This is a genomic window from Aquimarina rubra (genome assembly GCF_042684305.1).
GTDB lineage: Bacteria > Bacteroidota > Bacteroidia > Flavobacteriales > Flavobacteriaceae > Aquimarina > Aquimarina rubra.
On record NZ_JBHULE010000019.1, the window covers coordinates 1383381 to 1408803 of the forward strand.

The 25423-nt window shown below is 33.7% G+C and carries 17 protein-coding genes; 13 read left to right on the forward strand and 4 right to left on the reverse strand.

The annotated features are described in order from the left end of the window. Nucleotides 1-6: 6 nt before the first annotated feature. From ACFSR1_RS14640 to ACFSR1_RS14665, 6 genes are all read left to right on the forward strand, one after another. Nucleotides 7-1674, forward strand: coding sequence for a hypothetical protein (locus ACFSR1_RS14640; RefSeq protein WP_378293730.1), 1668 nt, complete (start codon nucleotides 7-9; stop codon nucleotides 1672-1674). 103 nt (nucleotides 1675-1777) lie between these two features. Then, the gene (locus tag ACFSR1_RS14645; RefSeq protein ID WP_378293732.1) at nucleotides 1778-5878 is read left to right on the forward strand and encodes a hybrid sensor histidine kinase/response regulator; all 4101 of its coding nucleotides are present in this window, start codon (nucleotides 1778-1780) and stop codon (nucleotides 5876-5878) included. A gap of 234 nt (nucleotides 5879-6112) precedes the next feature. Then, nucleotides 6113-9130, forward strand: a complete 3018-nt coding sequence (locus ACFSR1_RS14650) for a SusC/RagA family TonB-linked outer membrane protein (protein WP_378293734.1) — start codon at nucleotides 6113-6115, stop codon at nucleotides 9128-9130. 43 nt (nucleotides 9131-9173) lie between these two features. Next, on the forward strand, nucleotides 9174-10676 hold the full coding sequence (locus ACFSR1_RS14655; RefSeq protein WP_378293736.1) for a RagB/SusD family nutrient uptake outer membrane protein: 1503 nt from the start codon (nucleotides 9174-9176) through the stop codon (nucleotides 10674-10676). Between the two features lie 13 nt (nucleotides 10677-10689). Beyond that, complete coding sequence (locus ACFSR1_RS14660; RefSeq protein ID WP_378293738.1) at nucleotides 10690-11889, forward strand: glycoside hydrolase family 88 protein; 1200 nt, start codon at nucleotides 10690-10692, stop codon at nucleotides 11887-11889. An 11-nt stretch (nucleotides 11890-11900) separates the two neighbouring features. Beyond that, nucleotides 11901-14312, forward strand: a complete 2412-nt coding sequence (locus ACFSR1_RS14665; RefSeq protein ID WP_378293740.1) for a glycoside hydrolase family 2 protein — start codon at nucleotides 11901-11903, stop codon at nucleotides 14310-14312. 75 nt (nucleotides 14313-14387) lie between these two features. Here the strand turns inward: ACFSR1_RS14665 and uxaC are convergent, their stop codons facing one another. Beyond that, complete coding sequence (gene uxaC, locus ACFSR1_RS14670; protein WP_378293742.1) at nucleotides 14388-15797, reverse strand: glucuronate isomerase; 1410 nt, start codon at nucleotides 15795-15797, stop codon at nucleotides 14388-14390. 167 nt (nucleotides 15798-15964) lie between these two features. Continuing rightward, complete coding sequence (locus ACFSR1_RS14675; RefSeq protein WP_378293744.1) at nucleotides 15965-16780, reverse strand: mechanosensitive ion channel family protein; 816 nt, start codon at nucleotides 16778-16780, stop codon at nucleotides 15965-15967. A 216-nt stretch (nucleotides 16781-16996) separates the two neighbouring features. On the opposite strand from ACFSR1_RS14675, the gene ACFSR1_RS14680 reads away from it, so the two are divergent. From ACFSR1_RS14680 to ACFSR1_RS14695, 4 genes are all read left to right on the forward strand, one after another. Next, entirely contained in the window at nucleotides 16997-17581 is a 585-nt protein-coding gene (locus tag ACFSR1_RS14680) for a HupE/UreJ family protein (RefSeq protein ID WP_378293746.1), read from the forward strand. A gap of 85 nt (nucleotides 17582-17666) precedes the next feature. Then, on the forward strand, nucleotides 17667-18101 hold the full coding sequence (locus ACFSR1_RS14685) for a deoxycytidylate deaminase (RefSeq protein WP_378293748.1): 435 nt from the start codon (nucleotides 17667-17669) through the stop codon (nucleotides 18099-18101). Continuing rightward, nucleotides 18101-19678 (forward strand): S41 family peptidase, encoded by a 1578-nt coding sequence (locus tag ACFSR1_RS14690; RefSeq protein WP_378293750.1) that lies wholly within the window; start codon nucleotides 18101-18103, stop codon nucleotides 19676-19678. Before ACFSR1_RS14685 ends, ACFSR1_RS14690 begins: the two co-directional genes overlap by 1 nt. Nucleotides 19679-20034: 356 nt before the next feature. After that, nucleotides 20035-20349: a hypothetical protein gene (locus ACFSR1_RS14695; protein ID WP_378293752.1), complete on the forward strand. Its 315-nt coding sequence runs from the start codon at nucleotides 20035-20037 to the stop codon at nucleotides 20347-20349. 11 nt (nucleotides 20350-20360) lie between these two features. Here ACFSR1_RS14695 and ACFSR1_RS14700 read toward each other — a convergent pair whose 3' ends face one another. Together ACFSR1_RS14700 and ACFSR1_RS14705 are read right to left on the reverse strand one after the other, a co-directional pair. Further along, a complete protein-coding gene (locus ACFSR1_RS14700) occupies nucleotides 20361-20561 on the reverse strand; it encodes a hypothetical protein (protein WP_378293754.1) in 201 nt (66 codons plus the stop codon). Beyond that, a complete protein-coding gene (locus ACFSR1_RS14705; protein ID WP_378293756.1) occupies nucleotides 20562-21134 on the reverse strand; it encodes a MarC family protein in 573 nt (190 codons plus the stop codon). A 114-nt stretch (nucleotides 21135-21248) separates the two neighbouring features. Here ACFSR1_RS14705 and ACFSR1_RS14710 point away from each other — a divergent pair, with 114 nt between their 5' ends. The 3 genes from ACFSR1_RS14710 (at nucleotide 21249) to ACFSR1_RS14720 (ending at nucleotide 25421) form a co-directional block, all read left to right on the forward strand. After that, nucleotides 21249-21818, forward strand: a complete 570-nt coding sequence (locus ACFSR1_RS14710; protein WP_378293758.1) for a DUF3109 family protein — start codon at nucleotides 21249-21251, stop codon at nucleotides 21816-21818. An 81-nt stretch (nucleotides 21819-21899) separates the two neighbouring features. After that, entirely contained in the window at nucleotides 21900-22538 is a 639-nt protein-coding gene (locus ACFSR1_RS14715; RefSeq protein WP_378293760.1) for a hypothetical protein, read from the forward strand. A gap of 54 nt (nucleotides 22539-22592) precedes the next feature. Then, the gene (locus ACFSR1_RS14720) at nucleotides 22593-25421 is read left to right on the forward strand and encodes a CHAT domain-containing protein (RefSeq protein WP_378293762.1); all 2829 of its coding nucleotides are present in this window, start codon (nucleotides 22593-22595) and stop codon (nucleotides 25419-25421) included. The last annotated feature ends 2 nt before the right edge of the window (nucleotides 25422-25423 follow it).

Sequence of the window (25423 nt, forward strand, 5' to 3'; positions counted from 1 at the left end):
GGAGGTATGTGGAAAAAGGATATATATAGTCTTAAGATTATTTTTTGGCTGCTTTTATTATGCTGTATTGCCGGGCTTTCGGCTCAGCAGAAACAATCATTATTCGATTTGGCAAATAATAAAGGACTATTTATTCCGGATTTTAGTTACGCAGGATATCAATTTGGTGAAAAAGAGATCGCAATCTCAGAAAATAGTATTACGTTGAACGCGATTGATTATGGGGTAATTGCGGATGATGGAAAGGACGATTCTAAAGCTCTACTAACTATTTTTAAAAAGGCACATGAATTAAAGGAGCCGGTAGTCATTCAATTACCGCCCGGAAGAATCATTTTAAGCGAAATCCTGTATTTCGAGCGCAGTAATATAGTACTCAATGGATACGGAGTAGGAGAAAAAGGAACAGAAATTTTTTGTCCCAGGCCTATGATGTATCTAAAGAATCCAGACGACTTAAAAGAACTCAGAGAGTATTTGGTGAAACTGGATAAAGTTCAAAAAGAGAAAGAAAATAATATTTTTCTTCCTTTTTCCCAATATGCGTGGTCTGGTGGTATGTTCTGGACCAGAGTAAAAGGCGCTAGAGTAAAATCCTACCTCAAAGAATATGATGTGCTACCAAAAGTTTTGGCAACAATACATAAAGCACAACGAGGATCAATTATGTTTTCTGTAACTAAAAATACAGGATTGAAAGAAGGTGATGTCGTAGAAATACAATGGTTTAATAAAAAGGGGAAAGAAGGTAAAATACTCAGTGAGTTGTATGGAGATCGCGACTTAAAAATTGGATCTCACCATTGGAATTACCCTGATCTACCGCTGGTTCGCCAGCAGGTCAAAATTGAAAAAACATCAAAAAATTCCATTACAATAAAATCCCCATTATTATTAGATGTTATTCCTGAGTATGATGTAAGGATAATAGAATGGAAGCATTTAGAAGAAGTAGGAATTCAAAATTTCAAAATCACGTTTCCTTTTTCTAATCGTATTGCTCATCATGTAGAGCAAGGATATAATGGTATTTATCTTACTAGAGTTTTCAATAGTTGGGTTCAAAATGTAGTTGTAGAAAATGCGGATAGTGGTATTTTAACAGAGGCAATTGCCAATGTAACCATAAAAGACATTGTAACTCTTGGTGAAAAAAAAGGACATTACACGGTACAGATGGGAGGTGTTCATAATGTTTTGGTAAAGAACTTATCGGTTTATAATGATACAATGCATCCGTTGAGTTTTAATACATTTTCTACAAAAAGTGTGTACAGCGACTGTGAAGTTTTTAAAAATCCCATTCTTGATCAACATTCTGGAGTCAATCATCAAAATCTTTTTGATGAAATAATAGTACATCTAGATCCTTTAGAAAATAATTCATATCCACTTTTCGCTGGAGGAGGAGCAGGATATTGGAAACCTTCTCACGGATCATATAGTACTTTTTGGAACATAAAAGTGAATTTTCTAAGTAAACTGGAGCCGGAAGGATTTATAAAATTGGATGGAATGAATGACGGCCCTAACGCTAGAGTGATAGGTGTTTGGGGGAATAAAAAAATTGAAATTGACTATAAGCCAGATGCTTATATAAATTTCACTAATACACCTATGGAGTTGATACCTTCATTATATAATTATCAACTTTCGGAACGATTAAATCGTTAAAGAAAAACCTGAATACGAAAGAGTATATTTTGGCTAAACTATTAACATTTTTTTAATATTTTGGGGTTTTAAACGTTATTAAGAGAAAATTTTAGGGGAATTGATGAAAAATATATATGTAGTACTTTTATTCTTTATTTCTACCATATCCATAGCTCAAGATAATTTCTATAATAAATTTTTACATCTTTTTACTTCTGATGGATTATCCCAAAGCTCTGTAATAGCAATACACCAGGATCAGTTGGGACGTATGTGGATTGGAACCAGAGATGGTTTGAATAAATATGATGGGAATAAATTTACAGTATATAGAAATCTGCCTAATGACTCAACCTCGATTAGTAATAACGATATTTTATCGATACAAGAAGATCAGGACGGCTATATTTGGATAGGAACATACAACGGGCTCAACCGATATGATCCAAGATTAAATGTATTTAAATCCTATTTTCATTCGAGTCAGGAAGGAAGTCTTTCTGACAATACAATCTGGTCTATAAAATTATTGGATAACGGAGAACTTTGGTTAGGTTCTTCTAATGGGCTTATGGTTTATAATAGAGATTCTGATTCATTTATAACAATCAAGAATGATCCGGCGGATAGCTCAAGCCTTTCTAACAACTATGTTTTAAGTATTTATGAAGATAAAAAACAGGGTATATGGATTGGTACGGCTAATGGGCTCAATAAGTTGCAGTTGAGGAGTAAAGATAATTTTAGTTTTGATAGATTTTATAGTAATGATGGGTTGAATAGTTTAAGTGACTCCTACATTCAGTCCATCGTAGAAGATGAAAAGAATAATTTATGGATTGGCACTAAATACGGAGGGCTTAATGTATACAATCAATCAACTGGATCATTTCGGAAAGTTAGCAAAACTAGTAAGAATCATTTGATTAATACGGATGTCAGAAGTTTATCCATAGATAAAAGAGGAGTGCTGTGGATAGCTACATACGACGGGTTATACATAAAAAATAAGGATAATACGATTGTTGCTGTAAAGCATCAACAAAATAATCCAAAAAGTTTAAGCAGAAATACGCTAAAAACAATTTTTATTGATAAAAAAGGTTCTGCTTGGATTGGAACGTATTATGGCGGTATTAATATCTGGGATGAATCTAATTCTAATTTTATATCGCTACGAAAAAATAATAGTGAAGATATTGCGTATGGTGTGGTAAGTAGTATTATACAAGATCACAATGACAAAATCTATTTTGGTACTGAGGGGAAAGGTATTTCAATATTGGATGTTAGAAGAAATGAATCCAGTAGTATTCAAAATGTTTCAGAAAAAGGACTTCCAAGTCTAAATATAAAATCTTTATTTCTTGAAGAACAAAAATTATGGATTGGAACCTACAATGCGGGAGTGGCATTATATGACATAGCTTCCAAAAAATTCATTACTAATGAAATAAGTAACGAATTACAATCAATTCTGAAAGGTGTCGGGGTTTATAGTATTAAAAAATCCGAAAAGTTTATGTATTTCGGAACGTTTGGAAGTGGCCTTATTCAGTATGATTTAGAAAATGGAGAATTCAAATTTATCCTACACGATGATATGGATAAAAATACTCTTTCTAATGACAGAATACGTGTGCTGTTTGTAGATAAAGATTCAAATTTATGGATAGGTACCCAAAATGGATTGAATTATATAAAAAATAATGAGTTACAGAATGAAAATGTAGCTGTAAAGCGCTTTTTCTTTAATGAAGAACAATTGTCCGGAGATGATATATTAGCAATTTATCAGGACACAGAAGGAATTCTATACATCGGGACTAAAGCAAATGGTATCTATAAATATGATAATAATAAATTCACCAGAATTGAACTGAATGTCCTGAGCACAAAAGTCAATACAGTGTTTGGTATTGTTGAAGATAATAATAACTCGATATGGATAAGTTCTAACAAAGGTATTGTGGCATATAATCCAGATGAGAAAACATCCATCTTATATAACCAAACTGACGGTCTGATCGGGAACGAATTTAACAACAACTCTTGTTTGAAATCCAATAACGGAGATCTCTATTTTGGTGGCCCATCAGGAGTGTCTTTTCTAAATCCAAATCGAATCGAAAAGAACACATTTGTACCGCAGGTAATTCTAACTGATCTAAAAGTTCAAGGAAAAAAAATAGAGAAATATGGAGATGAAGAAATACTCAAAACAAGCATTTCTTATGTAGATAAATTGATCTTGTCACACGATCAATCTTCTTTTGGGATTAGTTTTGCTATCCCTAATTTTATCAATGCGTCCAATAATCAATATGCATATCGGTTAGTAGGATTGGATGATCAGTGGCAGTATACCAAAAATACTGAGGTAAATTATACCATTCAAAAAGCCGGGACCTATATTTTTGAGGTTAAAGGTGCCAATAATGATAATATTTGGAATAATACTTCTACCAAATTAAGGGTTTCTTTAGAACCGGCACCGTGGAGAAGTCCAATGGCTTTTTTGGGATATGCCTTGATTATAGCTGGTGCATTATTTGGGCTGAATCAAATTAACAAAGCAAAAACAAGGTTGAAGCATAAACTGGACTTGGAACATCTGGAAAATATTAAAAAAGAAGAGATGAATCGTTCCAAATTAGAGTTTTTTACGAATATCTCTCACGAATTCAGAACACCGCTTGCCCTGATCATAGCGCCTTTACAACAATTAATAGAAAATTATCAAGGAAGTAACAAAATGTATAAGCGTCTATTGGTTATAGAACGCAATGCAGATCAATTATTGAAATTAATAAATCAGCTACTGGATTTTAGAAAATTTGAAAATAAACATTCTAAGTTAGAAGTTGCAGAGGGTAATCTGGTCAAGTACTTAAAAGAAATTTATTTGTCTTTTAATGAATTTGCCAAAGCAGGATCTTATACATATACTTTCGATGCGTCTTCAGAGATTATAAAAGTATATTTTGATCGATATAAATTAGAAAGAGTTTTTTATAATTTAATTTCTAATGCGTTTAAATATACAACAGAAGGCGGAGAAATTAACATTAGAATTTTTCAGGAAGGCAAAGAGGCCATAATTGAAATACAAGACACAGGTAAAGGTATCGATAAAGAGTTTGTAGATAAAGTATTTGATCGTTTTTATGAAGTAGCAGGTGATAAAGATTATCAGAAACAATTTAATCAAGCCAGTGGTATCGGGTTATCTATTGCTAAGAAAGCTGTGGATTTGCACAAAGGAGTAATTGAAGTAGTAGATTCAAATGCAGAAAAAGGTACTATTTTCAGAGTTAGACTAAAAACAGGAAAGGAACATCTTGATGAATCCGATATCATAAAAGATTTCAAAATAAGTGACGATATCAGTCAGTATAAAAATCAAATCGCTGCGGTTAAGAAAAGTAAAGAACTAGATGTGGAAATGGTATTTAAGGAAGATCAAAAACCATTGGTTCTAATTGCTGAAGATAATGACGAATTAAGAAATTTTATCGGTGATATGCTTAAGGACTATTATCAAGTAATTAAGGCAGAGAATGGGCAGGTGGCTTTCAAAAAAGCGTTGCAAAAGATACCTGATTTGATCATAAGTGATGTGATTATGCCGAAAATGGAAGGAACAGAGCTCTGTTCTAAAATTAAAAATGATATTCGAACAAGCCATATTCCTCTTATTTTATTAACGTCACGAACTTCCCTTATCTACAAATTTGATGGATTAGAGTCCGGAGCAGATGCGTATATTAATAAGCCTTTTAATGTTAAAGAATTTTTGTTAACCATAAGAAACTTGCTTTCTTCTATAGAAAAGCAAAAGGAAAAGTTTTCATCCAATGACTTTACATCTTCTGATATTACTGTAACTTCTATTGATGAAGAATTACTCAAAAAAGCGGTGAAAATTGTTGAAGAAAATATTAGTAATACCTCTTTTGATATTCCATACTTTAGCTCAGAGTTAGGGGTAAGCAGAACGATGTTATTTTCCAAAATTAAAGGATGGACAAATTTAACGCCTAATGAATTTATTCATTCCATAAGAATGAAAAGAGCTTCTCAGTTATTAGAATTAGGTCAGATAAATATATCAGAAGTTTGTTACAAAGTCGGTTTCAGAAACCCAAAATACTTTACAAAATGCTTTAAAAAGCATTTTGATCAAACACCTTCAGAGTACGCATCAAAATTCTATTCGTAAAAAAGACGATTTTTGTGAGAACATCTCGTCTTATCCATTCATAATCAGTGTTTAGTACAGAAATACACCCTTTTTTGAACTTTTAGATATAGTCTTTTATTTAGGTTTGAGTATGAATTGGAAACGAAATAGATATTTTTTTCTGCAGCTCTTTTTTTCAGTATGCATTATATTTTTTTGTCTTCTGATCATATACCTCTATTAAAAAATACTCACTAACATAAATCAATACTCATGAATGAAAAGTATACATACTTAAAATTACTAAGAAAGTGTATTCCAATTCTATTACTAATGATAGGGTCAGGTTTATCAGCGCAAATTGATATTAGCGGAGCTGTTACCTCAGAAGATGGAGTGCCTATTCTTGGAGCTAATGTTACGGTCCAGAATACAACTATAGGGACTACCACAGATTTTGATGGTCTGTATAGGATAAGTGTTCCTGATGAGAATTCAATTTTGATATTTTCTTATGTTGGGTTTGCCGACCAAAAAATAGAAGTAGGCAGTCAAAAAACGATTAATGTTACTTTATCTGCTTCTGTAGAATCTCTGGAGCAAATTGTAGTGGTTGGATATGGATCAAGAAGGAAAAAGGATCTTACAGGATCTGTAGTTTCTGTAGAAACAGAAGATATTACGGCATATCCTGCTGCTTCGACAGAACAAACATTACAAGGTAGAGCTGCTGGTGTAGCAGTACAATCAGAAAATGGTGGAGAACCGGGAGCTGATATTAGAATTCGAGTTCGTGGAGCAACCTCTATAAATGCAAGTAGTGATGCTGTTTTTGTAGTCGATGGATTTGTAGGTGGGGCATTGCCTCCTCCAGAAGATATAGAGTCTTTACAAATACTAAAAGATGCATCGGCAACTGCCATATATGGGTCGAGAGGAGCAAATGGAGTAGTTATAATTACCACAAAAAAAGGGAAGAAAGGGAAGATGAGAATTGATTTTAATACTTCATATTCTACGCAAACAGTCAATAATACCTTAGATTTATTAAATGCGGATCAATTCGGGGATTATATAGAAGAAATCAATCCTTCGTATGTTAGAGGTTCCGCAAATACCGATTGGCAGGATGTAATCTTTAAAACCGGTCAAATTTCTAACCATCAGCTCGCACTATCAGGAGGTGCGGATAATGTAGATTATTACCTTTCCGGAACTTTTTTTGATCAGGAAGGTGTTGTGATCGGTTCTGGATTAGAACGTTTCTCGTTTACCAGTAATATAAACGTTAACTTTTCAGATAGACTGAAGGTGGGTATGAGTACCTTTGGAAGAAGATCGACCAGAGAAGGAGTTAGAACTCAAGAAGATTCAGGGGGTAGTGGAAGTGCAGGAGCAATATCTTCTGCTTTCAGGTTTAGTCCCGACAGAGGAATTTTTGATGCCAACGGAGATTTTACACTACCAAGTGTGGGGGATGATATTGATAACCCTTTTGCCACCACTACTCAAATATTTAATGAACGTGTAAACGATCTTTTCCAAACTAATATATATGCTGATCTTACTTTATTTGAAGGATTGTCGTTTAAAACAACTTTAGGTTATAACGTAAGAAATGATAGAGAAGGAATTTTTTATCCTACCACAACGGTAAGAGGAGCAGGCATTGGAGGAGAAGGAAGATTGGGGACTTCAAAAAGAACCAATATTCTTTCAGAAAACTATCTGACATATAAAAAAGACTTTAGTTTTGGCGCATTAACAACAACACTTGGATATTCGTATCAAAAAGAAAGATCAGAAAGATTTACTGCAGCAGGAAGTGAATTTGTAACAGATGCTGTGAGCTTTTGGGATTTAGATGGAGCAGCAAATTTATTGCCTGCAGAATCAAGATTAGCCGAGTCAGAATTGGCCTCTTATTTTGGTAGAGTTAACCTGGATATTGCTGAAAAGTATTTGATCACATTTTCTGCCAGAAGAGATGGTTCTTCTACATTTAGTTCTAATAATAAATGGAGTTTCTTTCCTTCTGGTGCTGTTGCTTGGAATATGGGTGATGAGAGTTTTTTGGCAGAGTCAAATTTAATATCACAATGGAAATGGAGAGTGAGTTATGGTATTACAGGAAATAGAGCCATAGAACCCTACGGAACATTAGCCAATTACAGAAGCATCTATTCTATTCAAGGAGGTGAGCTGGTAAACGCAGTAGCTATTGATAGATTAGCTAATGATAATCTAAAATGGGAAACTACGAAACAAATAAATTTTGGTATTGACATCGGATTGTTCAATAATAGAATTAATATCACTGCAGATTACTATGATATGGTAACCGAGGATCTAATTTTGGATAGACCTCTTCCAGAGACTTCTGGATTAAGTAATCCTGTTCAGACTCAAAATGTAGGTAGCTTGGAAAACAAAGGTTTTGAATTAGAACTATCGACAAAAAATCTGGTAGGTAAGTTTACCTGGAGTACTGATATCAACTTTTCGAGAAATAGAAATAAAATTTTAGAACTACCTGATGGAGAAGATATTAGAGACTTAGGATCTAGCTCTAGTCCAGGTCATTTATTATTACCAAATGTGCCATTATTAAGAGAAGGCGAGCCTGTTGGTGTATATTTTGGTTATGTGTATGATGGAGTATACCAATTTGCAGATACCCCTATACCAGGTTCAGGTTTCGAACAACAAGCTGGTGGAGAAAGATTTAGAGACATAAACGGAGATGGAGAATTAAACAATGAAGATCAAACTATTATAGGGAATCCTCATCCAGATTTTGTCTTTGGAATCAATAATACCTTTACATATGAAGGATTTGACTTAAATGTCTTTTTTCAAGGATCTGTAGGTGGAGACATGTTTAATTTTACAGCACTAGAATTAAATACATTAACAGGATCCAGCAATGCTACTACAGAAGCTTTGAATAGATGGACACCAATAAATCCTAATACCGATGTTCCAAGTGCAGCATCAAGAACCAGAAGAATCTCTTCAAGATGGGTTGAAGATGGATCCTATGTGAGACTGAAGAATGTAACTTTAGGTTATAACTTTGACAATCAACTTTTGGATAGATTAAAGATGTCTAAATTAAGGGTTTATATAAGTGGTCAAAACTTATTGACTTTTACTGATTATTCAGGCTTAGATCCAGAGGTTTTATATCGATCTGATAATAACAGTAGAGGTAATGTAAACTTAGGTTTAGATTACGGAAGCTACCCTAATACAAGAGCCTATACTTTAGGTGTAAATGTTTCTTTCTAAGAAAAGAACAAGCAGTAATTGTAAACAATTTAAAATCTGACAAATGAAAAAGATAATTTTCACATTAGTTATCGCAACCATAATGATAGGTTGCACGGATTTAGAAGAAGAACCAATAGGAGTACTGGCTCCAGAATCTTTTTTTAACACTACAGATGATCTGCAAGCAGCAGTTAATGGATCATACAGCTATATCGCTTCAGAAGAATTCTGGGGAAGAAAACTTACTTTGAGTTTATTGCTCAGAGGAGATATGGTTACTATCGGAGATATGACTACCTCTGGTAGAAGGATCGAAGTAGATGAGTTTCGTTTGAATGGAGATAATGGTATGATAACCAATTTTTGGCCCAGAAGTTATGCGATCATCGGATCTGCAAATTATGCAATCGAAGGCGCCGCGTCAGTGCAGGCATCTAACGAGGTGAAAAATGCAATAGTTGCACAAGCAAGATTTGTGAGAGCATTTACATATTATCATTTAGTTAGAACTTTTGGAGAGATTCCGTATATCGATTTTGCGGTAAGAGAAGCCGAAACTTTATCCAGTATTAGTAAGACTCCTGTAGATGAAATTTATCAGAATATCATTGAAGATCTTGAATATGCCAAAACCTGGCTTCCTGATCAACAACCATTTCGTTCTATGCCATCAAAAGGAACTGCGGCTTCCTATTTGGCATCGGTTCATTTAACCATAGGTAATTGGCAAGATGCATATGATGAAGCTACTTTTGTAATCAATAACAAAGGAAGGTTTGGATATGATTTAGAAGCTGATTTTCAGGATTTATTTGATGCAACTAAAGCAGATGGATTAGTAGAACACATTTTTGCGATTGATTTTAAAGGAGCAGATGCTACCAGTAACATCAGCCGTGATTATTTAGCTTCTGTAACGGGTATGAGAGGTCCTGCTAACGAAGGATGGAGTGTGGCAGTACCTACTGTAGCGGTTTTTGATTCTTTTGATGATAGCGATTATAGAAAAGCTGTAAGCTTTGATACAGAAGCCGTTTTTGATGGAGTTCTAGTTCCTTGGCAAGACTTTGGAACAGCAAATAGGGGAGTTTCCAGACCACATATTGCAAAATATTATCGTTTTCCTGGAACTGCAGGGAATAATAATAGGGATTCTGATCATAACTACGGAGCCATGCGTTATGCAGAAGTATTGCTGATAGCGGCAGAAGCTTCTAACGAACTTTCTGGACCAACCGGAGAAGCCGTTGACTATGTGAATCAAATTAGAGCTAGAGCTAGAAATGCAGCCGGAACAATGAACAGCTTTCCCGAGGATATAAATGCGGGATTATCAAAAGATGCGTTTAGAGATGTAATTCTTGAAGAAAGAAGAATTGAATTGGCCTTTGAGTTTAAAAGATGGTACGATATTAAAAGGTTAAATTTAGGAATGGAAGTTTTTGGACCAACATCTCTAGAACCACAGCCTAACTTTGATGCAACCCGAGATTATTTATTTCCGCTTCCCAATGACGAGTTAGGAAGAAATCCGAACTTGTTACCGCAAAACCCGGGATATTAATTGATATCTACCTATGATTAAAGAAAAAAGATTTATAATTCCAGTCTTCGTTATTATCGCGTTAGTATGTTTTACGACATGTAAAGATGGATCATCAGATAAAAAACAAGAAGAGGTCATACAGCAAAATACTGTTGTCAAATATTCTGATAGATTTTCATACTTATTGGAGTACCCAATAGATTCATTAGCGTTTCCAAGAAGCGCCGATGAAGATGGGATCATCAAAAAAGTTCCGTCAAAAGATTGGACTAGTGGTTTTTTTCCGGGAAGTTTGTGGCTCATATCTAAAATTACTGGTGATAAGAGATATGGTGAAAGAGCCAAAGAGTGGACAAAATATATAGAAAAAGAGAAGTATAATGATCGAACCCACGATATGGGTTTTAAAGTGTTCTGTAGTTTTGGTAACGGATATCAGAGTACAAATAATGAATCTTACAAGACCATTATTATAGAGAGTGCTCAGACACTATCTACCCGATATAATAAAACAGTTGGAGCAATTCGTTCTTGGGATTTTAATAAAGAAGAATGGCAATTTCCAGTGATCATAGATAACATGATGAATCTTGAATTACTGTTTGAAGCTTCGAATTACTCAGAAGATGCAACATATTATAAAATCGCAGATCAACACGCAAAAACGACACTAAAAAATCATTTTAGAGACGATAATAGTAGTTATCACGTGGTGGATTATGATACCATAACAGGCGGTGTAAGATCTAAAGTAACACATCAAGGCTTTGGTAATGAATCTTCTTGGGCTCGTGGACAAGCTTGGGGTCTTTATGGGTATACCATGGCATATCGATACACAAAGAATACCGAATTTTTGGAAAAAGCAAAAAGGATTGCTGGTTTTATTATGGAGCATAAAAATTTACCTCAGGATGCTATCCCATATTGGGACTTTAATGCTCCCAATATTCCTAGTGAACCCAGAGACGCTTCAGCAGCGGCAATTATCGCTTCAGCTTTAATAGAGCTATATGGATATACAACAGATAACAAATACCTGAGTTTTTCTGATCGAATTATGAGCAGTTTATCATCAGAAAAATATGTGATTCAAAATGAATCGAAAATTCCATTCATACTAAATCACAGCACCGGAAACTGGCCAAAAAAGGATGAAATTAATGGTCCGATTAGTTATGCAGATTATTATTTTTTAGAGGCAACTCTAAGAAGAATTAATCTTAAATAAAGCCCTAACTTATGAATAATACTAGTCTTTCTTTCTGTATACGAATTGTACTATGTGTGTTTTTATCTACCTATTGTTCAGCTCAAATACAAAGATCTAAAGAGAACATAAATAATGATTGGGAGTATCTGGAATTGAATTTAGAGAGTATAGATCAGCTAAATAATCAAACTGGTTGGACTTCTATTAATTTACCACATACCTGGAATAATTATGATACGATGGATCTAAAACCAGGTTATAGAAGAAGTGCCAGCTGGTATAGAAAATATTTGGACATAGAAACTATAGATAAAGACTTGGTATATCAACTATATTTTGAAGGAGCAAATATTACTACTCAGGTTTATGTAAATGGTAAATTATCTGGAGAGCATATCGGAGGTTATATAGGTTTCACTTTTGATATTTCGAATCAGCTAAAAGCAGGAAAGAATGAAATATTGGTACGTGTAGATAATAGTTATGATCGAGAAATAATACCTTCTCAGAAAAGTGATTTTTTTATATACGGAGGAATTACAAGAGACGTATGGCTTATAAAAAAACATATATCCCATATCTCTGATTTAAAAATTACTACTCCTGATGTTTCTAAAGAAAAAGCATCGCTGAGGTTAGATTTAGAAATAGAAGGATTAGAAGCAAAAGAAAAGTTTGAAATAAGGGTGGAACTATTTGAACCGGATGGAAAAAAAGTTCAAACTCTTTCAAAAAAAGGAACTAATGGCCAATTAAAAATAGATTTCAAAAATATCAGTAAACCTTTACTATGGGACATTGATACTCCTAATCTCTATAAAGTAGAAGTTGTATTATTAAAATCTGACCAGCAAGTGGATAATGTAACTGAAAAAATTGGTTTCAGGTGGTTCGAATTTAAAAAGAACGGTCCTTTCTATCTTAACGGTAAAAGAGTATTATTGCGAGGGACCCATCGTCATGAAGAACATGCAGGATATGGTGCGGCTATGCCTAATTCGTTGCATCGCAAAGATATTGAGGCAATTAAAGAAATGGGAGCTAATTTTATAAGGTTAGCTCATTATCCACAAGATCCTGAGGTGTACAAAATGTGTGATGAATTAGGAATTCTAGTATGGGATGAACTCCCTTGGTGTAGAGGAGGAATAGGGAATGAAAAATGGAAAACAAATACCAAAAATATGTTGTCCGAGATCATCAACCAAAACTTCAATCACCCCAGCATTATAATATGGTCTTTGGGTAATGAAATTTATTGGTTACCGGATTTTGAAGACGGAGATAATGTAGATAAATTAAATGATTTCTTAAAAGAAATAAATACTTTGTCTCATACCTTAGATCCAACAAGAAAGACAGCTATCAGAAAATATTATGCGGGTTCGGATATCGTAGATGTCTTTTCTCCTTCAATTTGGTCAGGTTGGTATTCGGGTAGTTATACAACGTACCAAAAGGCGATAGATAAATATTTGAAAGAATATCCTCATTTTATTCACGCAGAGTATGGAGGTTCTAGTCATTATGGAAGACATACCGAAAATCCTATAGATGGCAGAGGAGCGATGGATCCCGATGGTTGGACAGAGGCCATAACACAGACTGCTGTTACTAACATCGCAAAAATTGGCGACTGGAGTGAAAATTATATAGTGGATCTTTTTGACTGGCACCTAAAAATTGCAGAAACCAATGATTCTTTTGTAGGAAATGTACAGTGGGCATTTAAAGATTTTGGTACTCCTTTAAGACCAGAAAATGATATTCCGTATGTGAATCAAAAAGGGATCATGGATAGAGAAGGAAATCCTAAAGATGCCTACTATGTTTTTAAGAGTTATTGGGCTAAGAATCCTTTTGTTTATATAGAATCGCATACCTGGACAGAAAGGCAAGGACTAGAGAATACACCGAGATTAGTAAATGTATACAGCAATTGTGATAAAGTAGCGTTGTATTTTGATGGAAAGCCCTTAGGAACAAAGAAAAAAGACATCAACGTATTCCCCGCGTCTGGACTTACCTGGGATGTGCTTTTTAATGAAGGGATCAATAAACTGAAAGCCGTTGGTTTTAAAGATGGAAAAAAAGTAACAGATAGTCTTACTGTTAGCTACAGATATAAGAAAAATGATGTGGCAAATTCACTTTCGCTTTCACATAAAAAATTAGAGAATGGAAATTATTTAATTGTTGCCACCGCAAAGGATAAGACCGGATTACGATGTTTAGACTATGAAGAAAGAGTATATTTTCAATGCCTGTCCGGAGGAGAAACAAAGAAACATTTAGGTACCCCGATGGGTAGCGAGGCTATAAAAATGTCTAATGGAAGAGCGCAAATTGAAGTTGTTCCTAACAATACAGGCGATACTATAGAAATGACGGTGCTAAACCAAAGTTTTAAAGGAACCTATTTAACCATACCTAAAACATAAATGAGAGTTCACATTTTGTTAGTTTTTGAATTGTTTTTAGGGAAGATGTCTTCAGATATCTTCCCTATTATTTTTTTAAAAAGGGAAATATTCTTTAGCGTTATGATAACAAATATCAGAAACGATTTTCCCTAACCACTTTTCATCAGCTGGTAACATTCCATTTTTAACATCGTCGCCCAGTAAATTGCATAGAATGCGACGGAAGTACTCATGTCTGGGAAAAGACAAGAAACTTCTTGAATCGGTTAACATCCCTACAAAACAGCTTAGCATACCTAGATTAGAGAGTGTGTTTAAATGTTTTTCCATTCCGTCTTTTTGATCCAAGAACCACCACGCAGCACCATATTGAACCTTTCCTTTAACCGTTCCGTCATTAAAATTACCAACCATAGAAGCAAAAACTTCATTGTCTGAAGGGTTTAAGTTGTATAGAATGGTTTTAGGTAATTGATCTGTTTTGTCTAAAGAATTTAAAAATCCACTTAAATTTTTTGCCTGAGAATAATCGCCAATAGAATCAAATCCTGTATCAGGTCCCAGCTTTTGCAATAGTCTGTCGTTATTGTTTCGAATGGCTCCAAGATGAAATTGTTGCACCCATCCTCTTTTGTGATAACAGGTGCTTAAAAAGAATAAAACCTTGAATTTGTAGTAGTTAATTTCATCGACCTCAAGAGCTTTTTTCGATTTTATTTTATTGAAAATCAGGTCAATGGTATAAGTTTCTTCAGAAAAATAATATAAATGTTCCAAACCGTGATCCGATAACCTGCAACCGATATCGTGAAAGTAATCGATTCTGTTTTCTAACGCAGCAAGAAGGTCGTCAAAATTCTTGATTTGGATATTTGATTTTTCACCCAGTTTTTCTAGATATTTCAGGTAAGAAGAAGAATCCTCTATGGCATAGGATTTATCTGGCCTAAAAGTGGGCAATAGCTTCAGTGATTTTTTTTGAGTAGCGTAACTGGTATGGTACTTCAGTGTATCAATCGGATCATCTGTGGTACAGACCAAAGTCACATTATTCATGCCAAGCAATCCCAAAGTAGAATGATCAGAGTTTTGAAGTAATTCATTACTTTCAGTATAAATTTTTTCTGCGGTATCCGGCGATAACAATTCATCAATAGAAAAGTGTTTTTTAAGTTCCATATGTGACCAGTGAAACAAGGGGTTTCTTACTGTATACGGAACAGTTTCTGCCCATTTCATGAATTTTTCTTTATCTGTAGATTTTCCGGTAATAAAATCTTCGCTAATACCTAAGGTACGCATAGCGCGCCATTTATAATGATCTCCTTGCAGCCAAGCTTCAGTAATGGTGTTAAATTTTCTGTTGCTACAAATATCTTCAGGAGATAGATGATTATGATAATCTATAATAGGTAGATGTTTGGCATGATTATGATATAGTATTTTAGAGAATTCATTTTGTAGTAAAAAGTCATCATCGATGAAAGAGAGCTTGGCTTTCATATTGCTAAAAAGTTAGGTTTATTAGATACTTGCAATATACCCACAGCGTAGTATCTAAAGATGTATTTTTTGGTAGAGAATTGTTCAGTACCTTAAAAACATGATACTTTTTTGGACTACCTAAAAAAAAAGACTTCTTTTGATGAAGTCTTTTTTAATGTATAGTGTTATTTGACATTATGAATATGCACATCTCTTTGTGGATATGGGATTGAAATCCCAGCTGCATCCAATGCATTTTTAGAATCTTCTAATGCTCCAAAGTAAACATCCCAATAATCTGCAACGTTGACATTGGGTCTCACTACTAGATTTATTGCATTATCCCCAAGCTCACTAACGGCAACTGTTGGAGCCGGGTCTTTTAGAACTTTAGGATTGTCTGTAAGGACTTTCATAATTACATCTTTGGCTTTTTTGATGTCATCTCCATAGCCGATACCAATATTTAAATCTACTCTCAGTGTTCCCTGAGAGGAATAATTAATAATGTTTCCATTAGATAGACTTCCATTAGGAATAATAGCTTCTTTGTTTTCTGGAGTAGACAATTTTGTAGTAAAAATTTCAATTTCTTTTACAACACCTAAAACTCCTTGAGCTTCTATTAAGTCTCCAATTTTAAAAGGTTTAAAAATCATTATAAGCACGCCTCCGGCAAAATTACCTAAAGACCCTTGTAAAGCTAAACCTATGGCTAAACCAGCAGCGGCTAATATCGCTGCAAAAGAGGTGGTTTCTACCCCAACAGTCCCTAGTACGGCTAGAATTAATAGTATTTTTAAAATCCATCCTACTAAATTTACCAGAAATTTTTGAAGACTTTCGTCATATTTTCTGGCCTTCATAAGTTTAGAAGTACCTTTCATCAGTTTTTTAATAATCCAGGAACCAATAAACCAAATAAGTAAAGCTCCTATTATTTTTGGACCGAAGTCTAAGATGAACTTAATACCTTCATCCAACCATTTTTGAATATTCATATGCAAGTGTTTTTAAATTTATGATTTGTGAATCTTAAAATTAATGATTTATGTTTTCGAAAGGCCAATACGCGCTTTGAGAATAATATAAATTCGATAAATGACCATTCAATTCCATTAAATGGTTAATATTCCTAAAATTTTTATAAGACTTCTTACAAAACTTCTAGATTATTCTTTTTAATTGTACTTTAGACAACCTCAAAAAACATAAACATGTCAGAATTTTGGTTATATGTAAAGCTGGGCTTATATCACGTATTAGATTGGCAGGCTTACGATCATATCCTTTTTTTAATTATACTTACCATTGCTTATACCTTCGATAACTGGAAAAGAATTCTTTTACTAGTTACATTATTTACTTTAGGTCACACTACTTCGCTCTTTTTGGCTGCGTATGATGTGGTTTCTGTAAATTCTAAACTAGTAGAGTTTTTAATCCCATTAACAATTTTAGCGGCGGCAATATTTAATGTATTCACTGCTGGAAAAGCTGCCGGTAAGAATAAAATTGGAGTTTTGTATGCCACAACCATATTCTTTGGGTTAATTCATGGATTAGGCTTTTCTAGTTTTTTCAATGCAGTTAGCAGTAATGTTAGTTCCAAAATTTTACCATTGATTGAATTTGCTTTGGGAATAGAATTAGCACAACTTACTGTGGTGGTGATAGTTCTTATTATCAGTTTTGTGATTCAAACGATTTTTAGATTCTCTAAAAGGGATTGGGTACTAGTCGTTTCTTCAATAGTGATAGGGATGGTGATCCCAATGTTAATTTCAAACAAAATATGGTAATTTATTGTCAATTAGGGTTGTATTTAAAACATAGTCATAATATATTCGTATTCTATTAAATAAAAGCACTATCCAAATTTTCAATATGCCAAAAAAAAAACAGTTAAAATATGATAAAGCATACCTTAGGATAGCAAGAGAATGGGGAAAGCTTTCCCATTGTGACAGGAAAAAAGTTGGTGCGGTTATTGTTAAGGATAGAATGATTATTTCTGATGGATTTAATGGAACTCCCACGGGATTTGAAAACCCATGTGAGGATGAAGAAGGATATACAAAATGGTATGTGCTACATGCAGAAGCGAATGCAATTTCTAAAGTAGCTTCTTCTACACAATCTTGCAAAGGAGCTACGTTATATATTACACTATCACCTTGTAAGGAATGTAGTAAATTGATTCATCAGGCGGGAATTAAGAGAATAGTATATCAAATAGGATATAAGGATAATTCTGGGCTTTCATTTTTAGAAAGGGCCGGAGTAGAAATAGAAAAGATTACAGAATTAGACGACGATTAATGGGTTATTCAAAAAAATATTTACCATTATTTATTGGTTTGGCGATGGGAGCAGGAGTTTTTTTAGGAAGTAAACTCGATTTTAGTAATCCATCGGCAAAGTTATTTTCATACAATGCAAAAAAAGAAAAATTAAATCGTCTCATCGACTATATAGACTACGAATATGTCGATGAAATCAATACAGATAGTATAGTAGATGTAACTGTAAATAGAATTCTTGAAAATCTCGATCCACACTCCGTATACATCCCACCCGAAGAACTAGAAGGGATTACAGAGAGCATGCAAGGCGATTTTATTGGTATTGGTGTTAGTTATTACCCTTATAGAGATACAATTTCAGTTATTCAAACAATCAAAGGAGGACCAAGTGAGCAATCGGGGATTATGGCCGGTGATCGAATATTAATGGCAGATCAGGATACACTCTACGGAGAACGTCTAAGAAGAGATGGATTAGCTGATAAGCTAAAAGGAGAATTAAATAGCCAGGTTCAATTAAAAGTCTATAGAAAAGGCAAAGGCATATTTGATGTGGTTGTAAAAAGAGGTAGAGTGCCATTAAGAAGTGTTGATGCGAGTTATATGCTCAAAGAAAACCTTGGCTATATAAAAGTAAATCGTTTTGCCGAAACTACCTTCAAGGAATTTAAGAAGGCCTTAGATTCTCTACAGGATATGGGAGCTGAGAACATAGTTGTTGATCTTCGGGATAATGGAGGAGGATTTATCGCTCCAGCTTTAAAGATGGCAGATGAGTTCTTGAAAAATGATAAACTGATTATGTTTACCAAAAACAAAAAAGGTGCTATTGAAAACAACTATGCTACCCGTAATGGAGGTTTCGAAAAAGGCGATGTATATGTTTTAATTAACGAAAATTCTGCATCCGCTAGTGAAATTTTTGCCGGAGCCATACAAGATAATGACAGAGGAACTATTGTAGGGCGAAGGTCTTATGGAAAAGGATTGGTTCAGAGAGAGATGGCACTAGGAGATGGCAGTGCTATAAGGTTAACAATTTCCAGATATTATACGCCAACAGGTAGGTCTATACAGAAACCATATGAAAATGGTAATAAAGAGTATTTTAATGAATATCTAGAGCGGTATAAAAATGGTGAATTGCAAAATGTAGATAGTATTCAGGTTGCAGATTCTTTAAAGTTTAAAACTCCGGGCGGCAAGACTGTTTATGGTGGTGGAGGTATCATACCCGATATTTTTGTGAGCAAAGATACTACCAGAGTGGGAGAGACACTTGATTACATGCTTCGCTCCGGAAGAATGGGTGGATATATATTTGAAGAGCTGGATAAGAAAAGAGATTTTTATAATCAATTAACCGAAGAGCAGTTTAAACAAGAAATAGAGATTGATGATGATTTTGCAGATGGGTTTCTGGTCTATACCCGAAAAAGGGGAATCGATATTAACCTAAAAAACTATAGAGATCAATTAAAGAAGTATCTGAAAGCTATTATGGCTCAGCAATTATTTGGAACAAATGCTTTTGAAAAGATCATTAATAAAGATGATAAAATGATTCAAAAGGTTCTGTCAATATCTCAATAGAATTTAAGAATAAAATAAAACTATGATTATTTCTGATGATTTTTTAATAGTAATATCTTTTGTCTTTTTTATGACGGCAGTTGTATGTAGACTATTCGATAATAGTGGATCTGTTTTATTGAAACACGGAATATATATAGAGTCTTCGTATCCATCACGATCGTTTCTTAAAAATTATATGTCTAACGAAAATTCAGTAATTTTAAAAAGCAAGCTGAGAAAAATCCTTGTTATCAGAAATATTCATAATTTTTATCAAATAATGGCTTTGGTGTCTTTTAGCTGGGTTATTGTAAGAAATATTTTCTTTAGATGAATTTAAGTGAATAGAAGAATATAACGCCAAACCCCAAAGTATGTCAGAATTAACAGAGTATCTAATAGCAATAGCAATTTGTTCCCCACTTTTTTTCTTTATAGTGGCAGTTGCATTTAGGTTATTGGATAATAGTGCCTCTTTGTTTTTAGATAACGAAATTTTGGTGGATTCATCTTATGTTTCTGGAGATTTAATAAGAGAGCACATAGAAGGTACTGAAGATATGAAGCTAAAAAAATCCTTGAAAAAGGCACTTGTTTTTAGAAAGTTGCATAATCTTTTTATGATTCTTGCAGTCATATCACTACCGCCGGTCATCATAGCCTGTTTCTTAATACCATTTATTGCTTAAATATTCTAAAATTATCTGTTCCCTCGTTTTTTCTGAATCGCTCTGGAAACCAATAAAATCAACAGTAAAATAATAACACAGGCAGAGGCCAGAATACTAATAAGCGCAGTTCGGCTATCACCTTGCAGGATATTGTTAAAATCCAAAACTGTGGCATTGTAAATAACCAAAGAACATGCTACTGCAATCAGGAGGTAGATAAAATATTTCATTTAGAATAATCCTTTTATATTAGTTGCAAATAATTTTACAGCTATAGCAAGCAAAATTACACCAAATATCTTACGAATAACATTAATTCCTTGTTTACCCAATACTTTTTCAATTTTCCCTGAAGACTTTAAAACAATATAGACAAAAATAATATTGATAACAATAGCGATTACAATGTTAATAGGCTGGTATTCAGCTCTAAGGGATAAGATAGAAGTCATGGTTCCTGCACCTGCAATCAGAGGAAATGCTAAAGGAACAACAGCAGCAGTTTCTGGCTCGTCGTCTTTATATAACTGAATTCCTAAAATCATTTCCAGAGCCAAAAAGAATATAATAAAGGCGCCGGCCACAGCAAATGAATTAACATCAATACCTATCAGATTCAGAATCTCTTTACCAACAAACAAAAAGAGGATCATCAATATAGCTGCGACAATAGAAGCTTTTTCACTTTGGATATGTCCCACTTTTTTTCTTAGGTCGATAATAATAGGGATACTGCCTACAATATCAATTACTGCAAAAAGGATCATACTGGCTGTTAGTATCTCTTTTAAGTCAAAATTCATTTTAGTAGATTTTTTAAGGTTGGCGCAAAAGTACACAGACTTAGCATAGTAAAAGTAGCATAAAAAGATAAATAATCAGTAAAATTTATCTTTCATAAATTCTATCTTCGCAATATGTTTCAATTAGGAAAAACCATAGTCTCAGAAGATATTATAGAAAAAGATTTTGTTTGTAATCTTTCTGCTTGCAAGGGAGCGTGTTGTATCGATGGTGAAGCAGGAGCACCTTTAGAAGAATCAGAAACTCTAAAACTGCAAGAAATCTATCCTATAGTAAAGCCGTATCTTAGAAAGGAAGGAATCGAAGCCATAGAAAAACAAGGCACTTACATTAAAACACCTCATGGTGAATTAGAAACCCCGCTCATTGATGGAGCTGATTGTGCGTATGTTATCTTTGATGAAAAAGGAACAGCGCTTTGTGCAATAGAAGAGGCATATAATCAAGGAGAAGTAGATTGGAAAAAACCAATATCCTGCCATTTATACCCCGTTAGAGTGCAGGATTATACAGAGTTTTCTGCAGTTAATTATCATAAATGGGAAATATGTGATGATGCCTGCACACTTGGAAAAGAATTGCAAGTACCGGTATATAAATTCGTAAAACAAGCATTGATCCGTAAGTTTGGAGAAGACTGGTATATGGAGTTAGAAAAAGTAGCAGAAGATCTTAGAAAATAAAATTTCCTTATTTTTATAGGATACGATGTTTACCTTTTGGTATTGATTGCCACTAACAAAAAAACCAAAACAATAATTCACATGAAAACAATTAAAGTATTTGCATTGATATGCAGCTTTTTGGCTGTATACTCCTGCGCAGAGGACGATGATAATACCATTGTCCTAAATTCTGAGGACACCGGAGTGTTCTTAGCAGAGGATTTAATAATCTTTAATCTACAAGGAGAGAATAATCTTTTGAATTTAGAAAAAGATGCTTTAGAAACCTTACTGGGGCAGACTGATGATCCTGATGAAATAGCTAGTCTAGAAGAGCAAATTGCAGAAATAGAAATGAATCTGACTTCAAATAATGAAGATATAGCCAGTTTTGAAGGGATTATCGCTCAAGCTCAGGAAGATGAGGGCATAGTTTTTATAAGAATACCTCCTCGTCCTCCTTTGCCTGGTCCTTGTGGTACAGCAAATTGTCCTCCTAAATTCGAAAATTTGAATACGATAATTTTTATCAGAACATTGTTGGAACTTTCAGCTAGTTTAAATAACAATAATCAAGAACCTTTAGGAGCATTTGGAGATTTGGAGACGTATCAAGACGGCCCTTTTCAAAGTATTAGTTTTGAATCATTCAATCAGTCAAGCAATTCTGCTATTTTAGAACTTAATTTTCAGATTGAGAATCTTCAGGAATCGATTACAGTAGAAGGAACTTTTTAAATATTTATTTATTTCATAATGATTAAATTAGCTTCAGAAATGAAGCTTTTTTTTATGAAAAAATATAAACTCATCATACTCTTTATGTTGATTGTTTTGACCTCGGTCAATGCACAAAGTCAAGAGACCAACCCAGAATTAGACAACTTATTGGACAAGGGTTTTCAGTTTTTATACACAAACTCAGATAGTTTAGAATACTATTTTGAAAAAGGTTATAAGATAGCGCAAAAAGAAAACGACATTAAAGCAAAGCTTACAATTTTATCATATCTAGTTTTTGCTAACGACTATCATAACAATCTTAATAAAGTAGTATACCATATTAAAAGAACTGATTCTCTAATAAATTCAGATAGTTTGTATGACACTGTAGATGATAAACTGGCTTATAAAATCAGGCTAGTTTTAGATAAAGCAAATTATTATTACAAAATAAGAAATGATACTAAATCGCTGCAGACTATCGAAGATCTTTTCGAGATTGTTAGTAAAACTCCCGATTCTTTGTTGGGGTTAGATAGAAATGATTTAGAACATACGTTAAATAATTATAAAGGGGATATTTATTATAGACAAGGAAAAAATGAGCTGTCAAAACAGTATTACAATAAGAATTTAAAAAGTAGTAATAAAGGCTTCATTGCAAGTACGAACATGTTATTGTCAAAAGTATACTTGGATGAGAAAAATTATCAAGAATCGAATGCTCTTATTTTAAAAACATTAACCTTTTACGAGAAAGCTTATGCCGAAAACGCTAATCAGTTTAGGAATAATATCATTGCAACTTATCAAAAACTAGCTGATAATTATATTCAGCTTAAGGATGCCGAAGCAGCACTTCAAGCACTTAAAAAGAGTGAAAAGTATTATGTAGATAACGATGCGTTTGAAAGAATAGCAGAGCTTATCTATGGAGATATCTATGCCGCTAATGAACAATTCGATAAAGCAGAAGCATTTTATCAATCTTATCTTACTAAAACTACAACATATAGAGAGAACAAAAAACACCAAGATATAGCAGATGCTTATTCCAGATTGGGTAGATTGTATATTGAAAAAAAAGATCCTGAACAAGCATTAAAATTTTATCAAAAATCTCTTGTGCAGCTAACACCAAATTTTGACAGTGAAAACATAGAAGATAATCCTGATCCTAAAAAAGTGTTGTCAAAATTAGAATTAGTCAAGGTGTTAAAAGAAAAATTAAAAACATTACGCTTATTATACACTAAAAGCAACAATGTACAGGATCTGAAAATAGCGTTTAATACGTCTCATGATATTATAAAAACGTTAGATTTATTAAAACCAGAATTTGAAAGTAAGGTGGATAAACAGTTTTTGATATCAGAAATGTATCCTGCTTTTCATAGCATGGTAGAAGTAGCTTATAAACTATATCAAACAACCAAAGAGCCAAAATATATTGACAATTCATTTTATTTCATGGAAAAAAGTAAAAGTGTTTTGTTGTTGGAAGCGGCCAGAAACTCACAGGCCAATTCTTATGGCGGTGTACCCGAAAAAATTATAGATAAAGAGCAGCAGTTTAGGGCAAATATTATTCACTTAGAAAAGAAGTTTTTTGATCAAAAGTCTAATATGGTGGTTTTTGATTCCTTATTTCAACTTAAAAACAGGTATTACAATTTTATCTCAGATATTGAACGTGATTACCCAAAGTATTATGATTTAAAGTATAACTCAGAAGTTACTAGTTTAGCTGAAACTACTTCTGAGATTATCAAGGATAAAGCATTATTAAGTTATTTTTCAACAAATACAAACTTGTTTTTGATAACAGCAGAAAATGATAAGAAAAACTTTTACAAAATACCTTTAGAAAAGGAAGATCGAGAACGCATCACAAATTTTTATTCGTTATTATCCAAAGTAGATCATAAAGATTTACCCGACATTTATAAGCAGGGATATTTGATCTATGAAAAACTTCTAAAGGAACCATTGCAAGAAATTCAATCTAATGAATTGATTATTATACCGGATGATATATTAAATTATTTACCATTTGATGCATTGTTAACTTCTGAAACCTCGGGAAAATATTTAATTGAAGAGTACCAGATATCGTATGCCAATTCTGCTACATTACTTAGAGAACAGCAACTCAAACCAGAAGCAAAAAAGAATCTATTATTAGCTTATGCTCCAAGTTTTGGTTCTGCCGATGAAGATAGTCAAAAGGATCGATCTGATTTTGGACCGTTATTACACAATACCACAGAGGTAAATCACATCGCAAAATATTTTAATGGAAAAGCAATTACAGGCACTGAAGCTTCGCTAGCATCTTTTTCAGAAAACTCGCAAAATTATAATATACTTCATTTTGCTACGCACGCGGCAACTAATGATGAACATCCCGATTATTCATACCTCGCATTTACTCCAAACAAAGATGGAGCAGCTAATTTATTATATGTTAAAGATCTGTATGGTTTCAAGATAAATGCAGATCTGGTAGCCTTAAGTGCATGTCAGACAGGATTAGGAAAGCTTCAAAAAGGTGAAGGAATGCTGAGTTTGGCAAGAGGATTTAGTTATGCAGGTGCCAAATCTTTAGTCACTACCTTATGGAAGATTAACGATCAGACTACTTCAGAATTAATGCAGGATTTTTATAAAAACCTGGATGCTTCCTTGCCAAAAGACAAGGCCTTAAGAGAAGCCAAGCTAACCTATCTAAACATAGCAGAAGATGAATTTTTAACGCATCCTTATTATTGGTCTGGATTTATGATTTCTGGCGATGTTACACCACTCCAAACAGATACTTCTTATCTTTGGTGGCTATTATTGCTGGGTATTCCCATACTTTTTGTAGGTATTAGAAAAGTAAAGAGCTTACTGTAAAT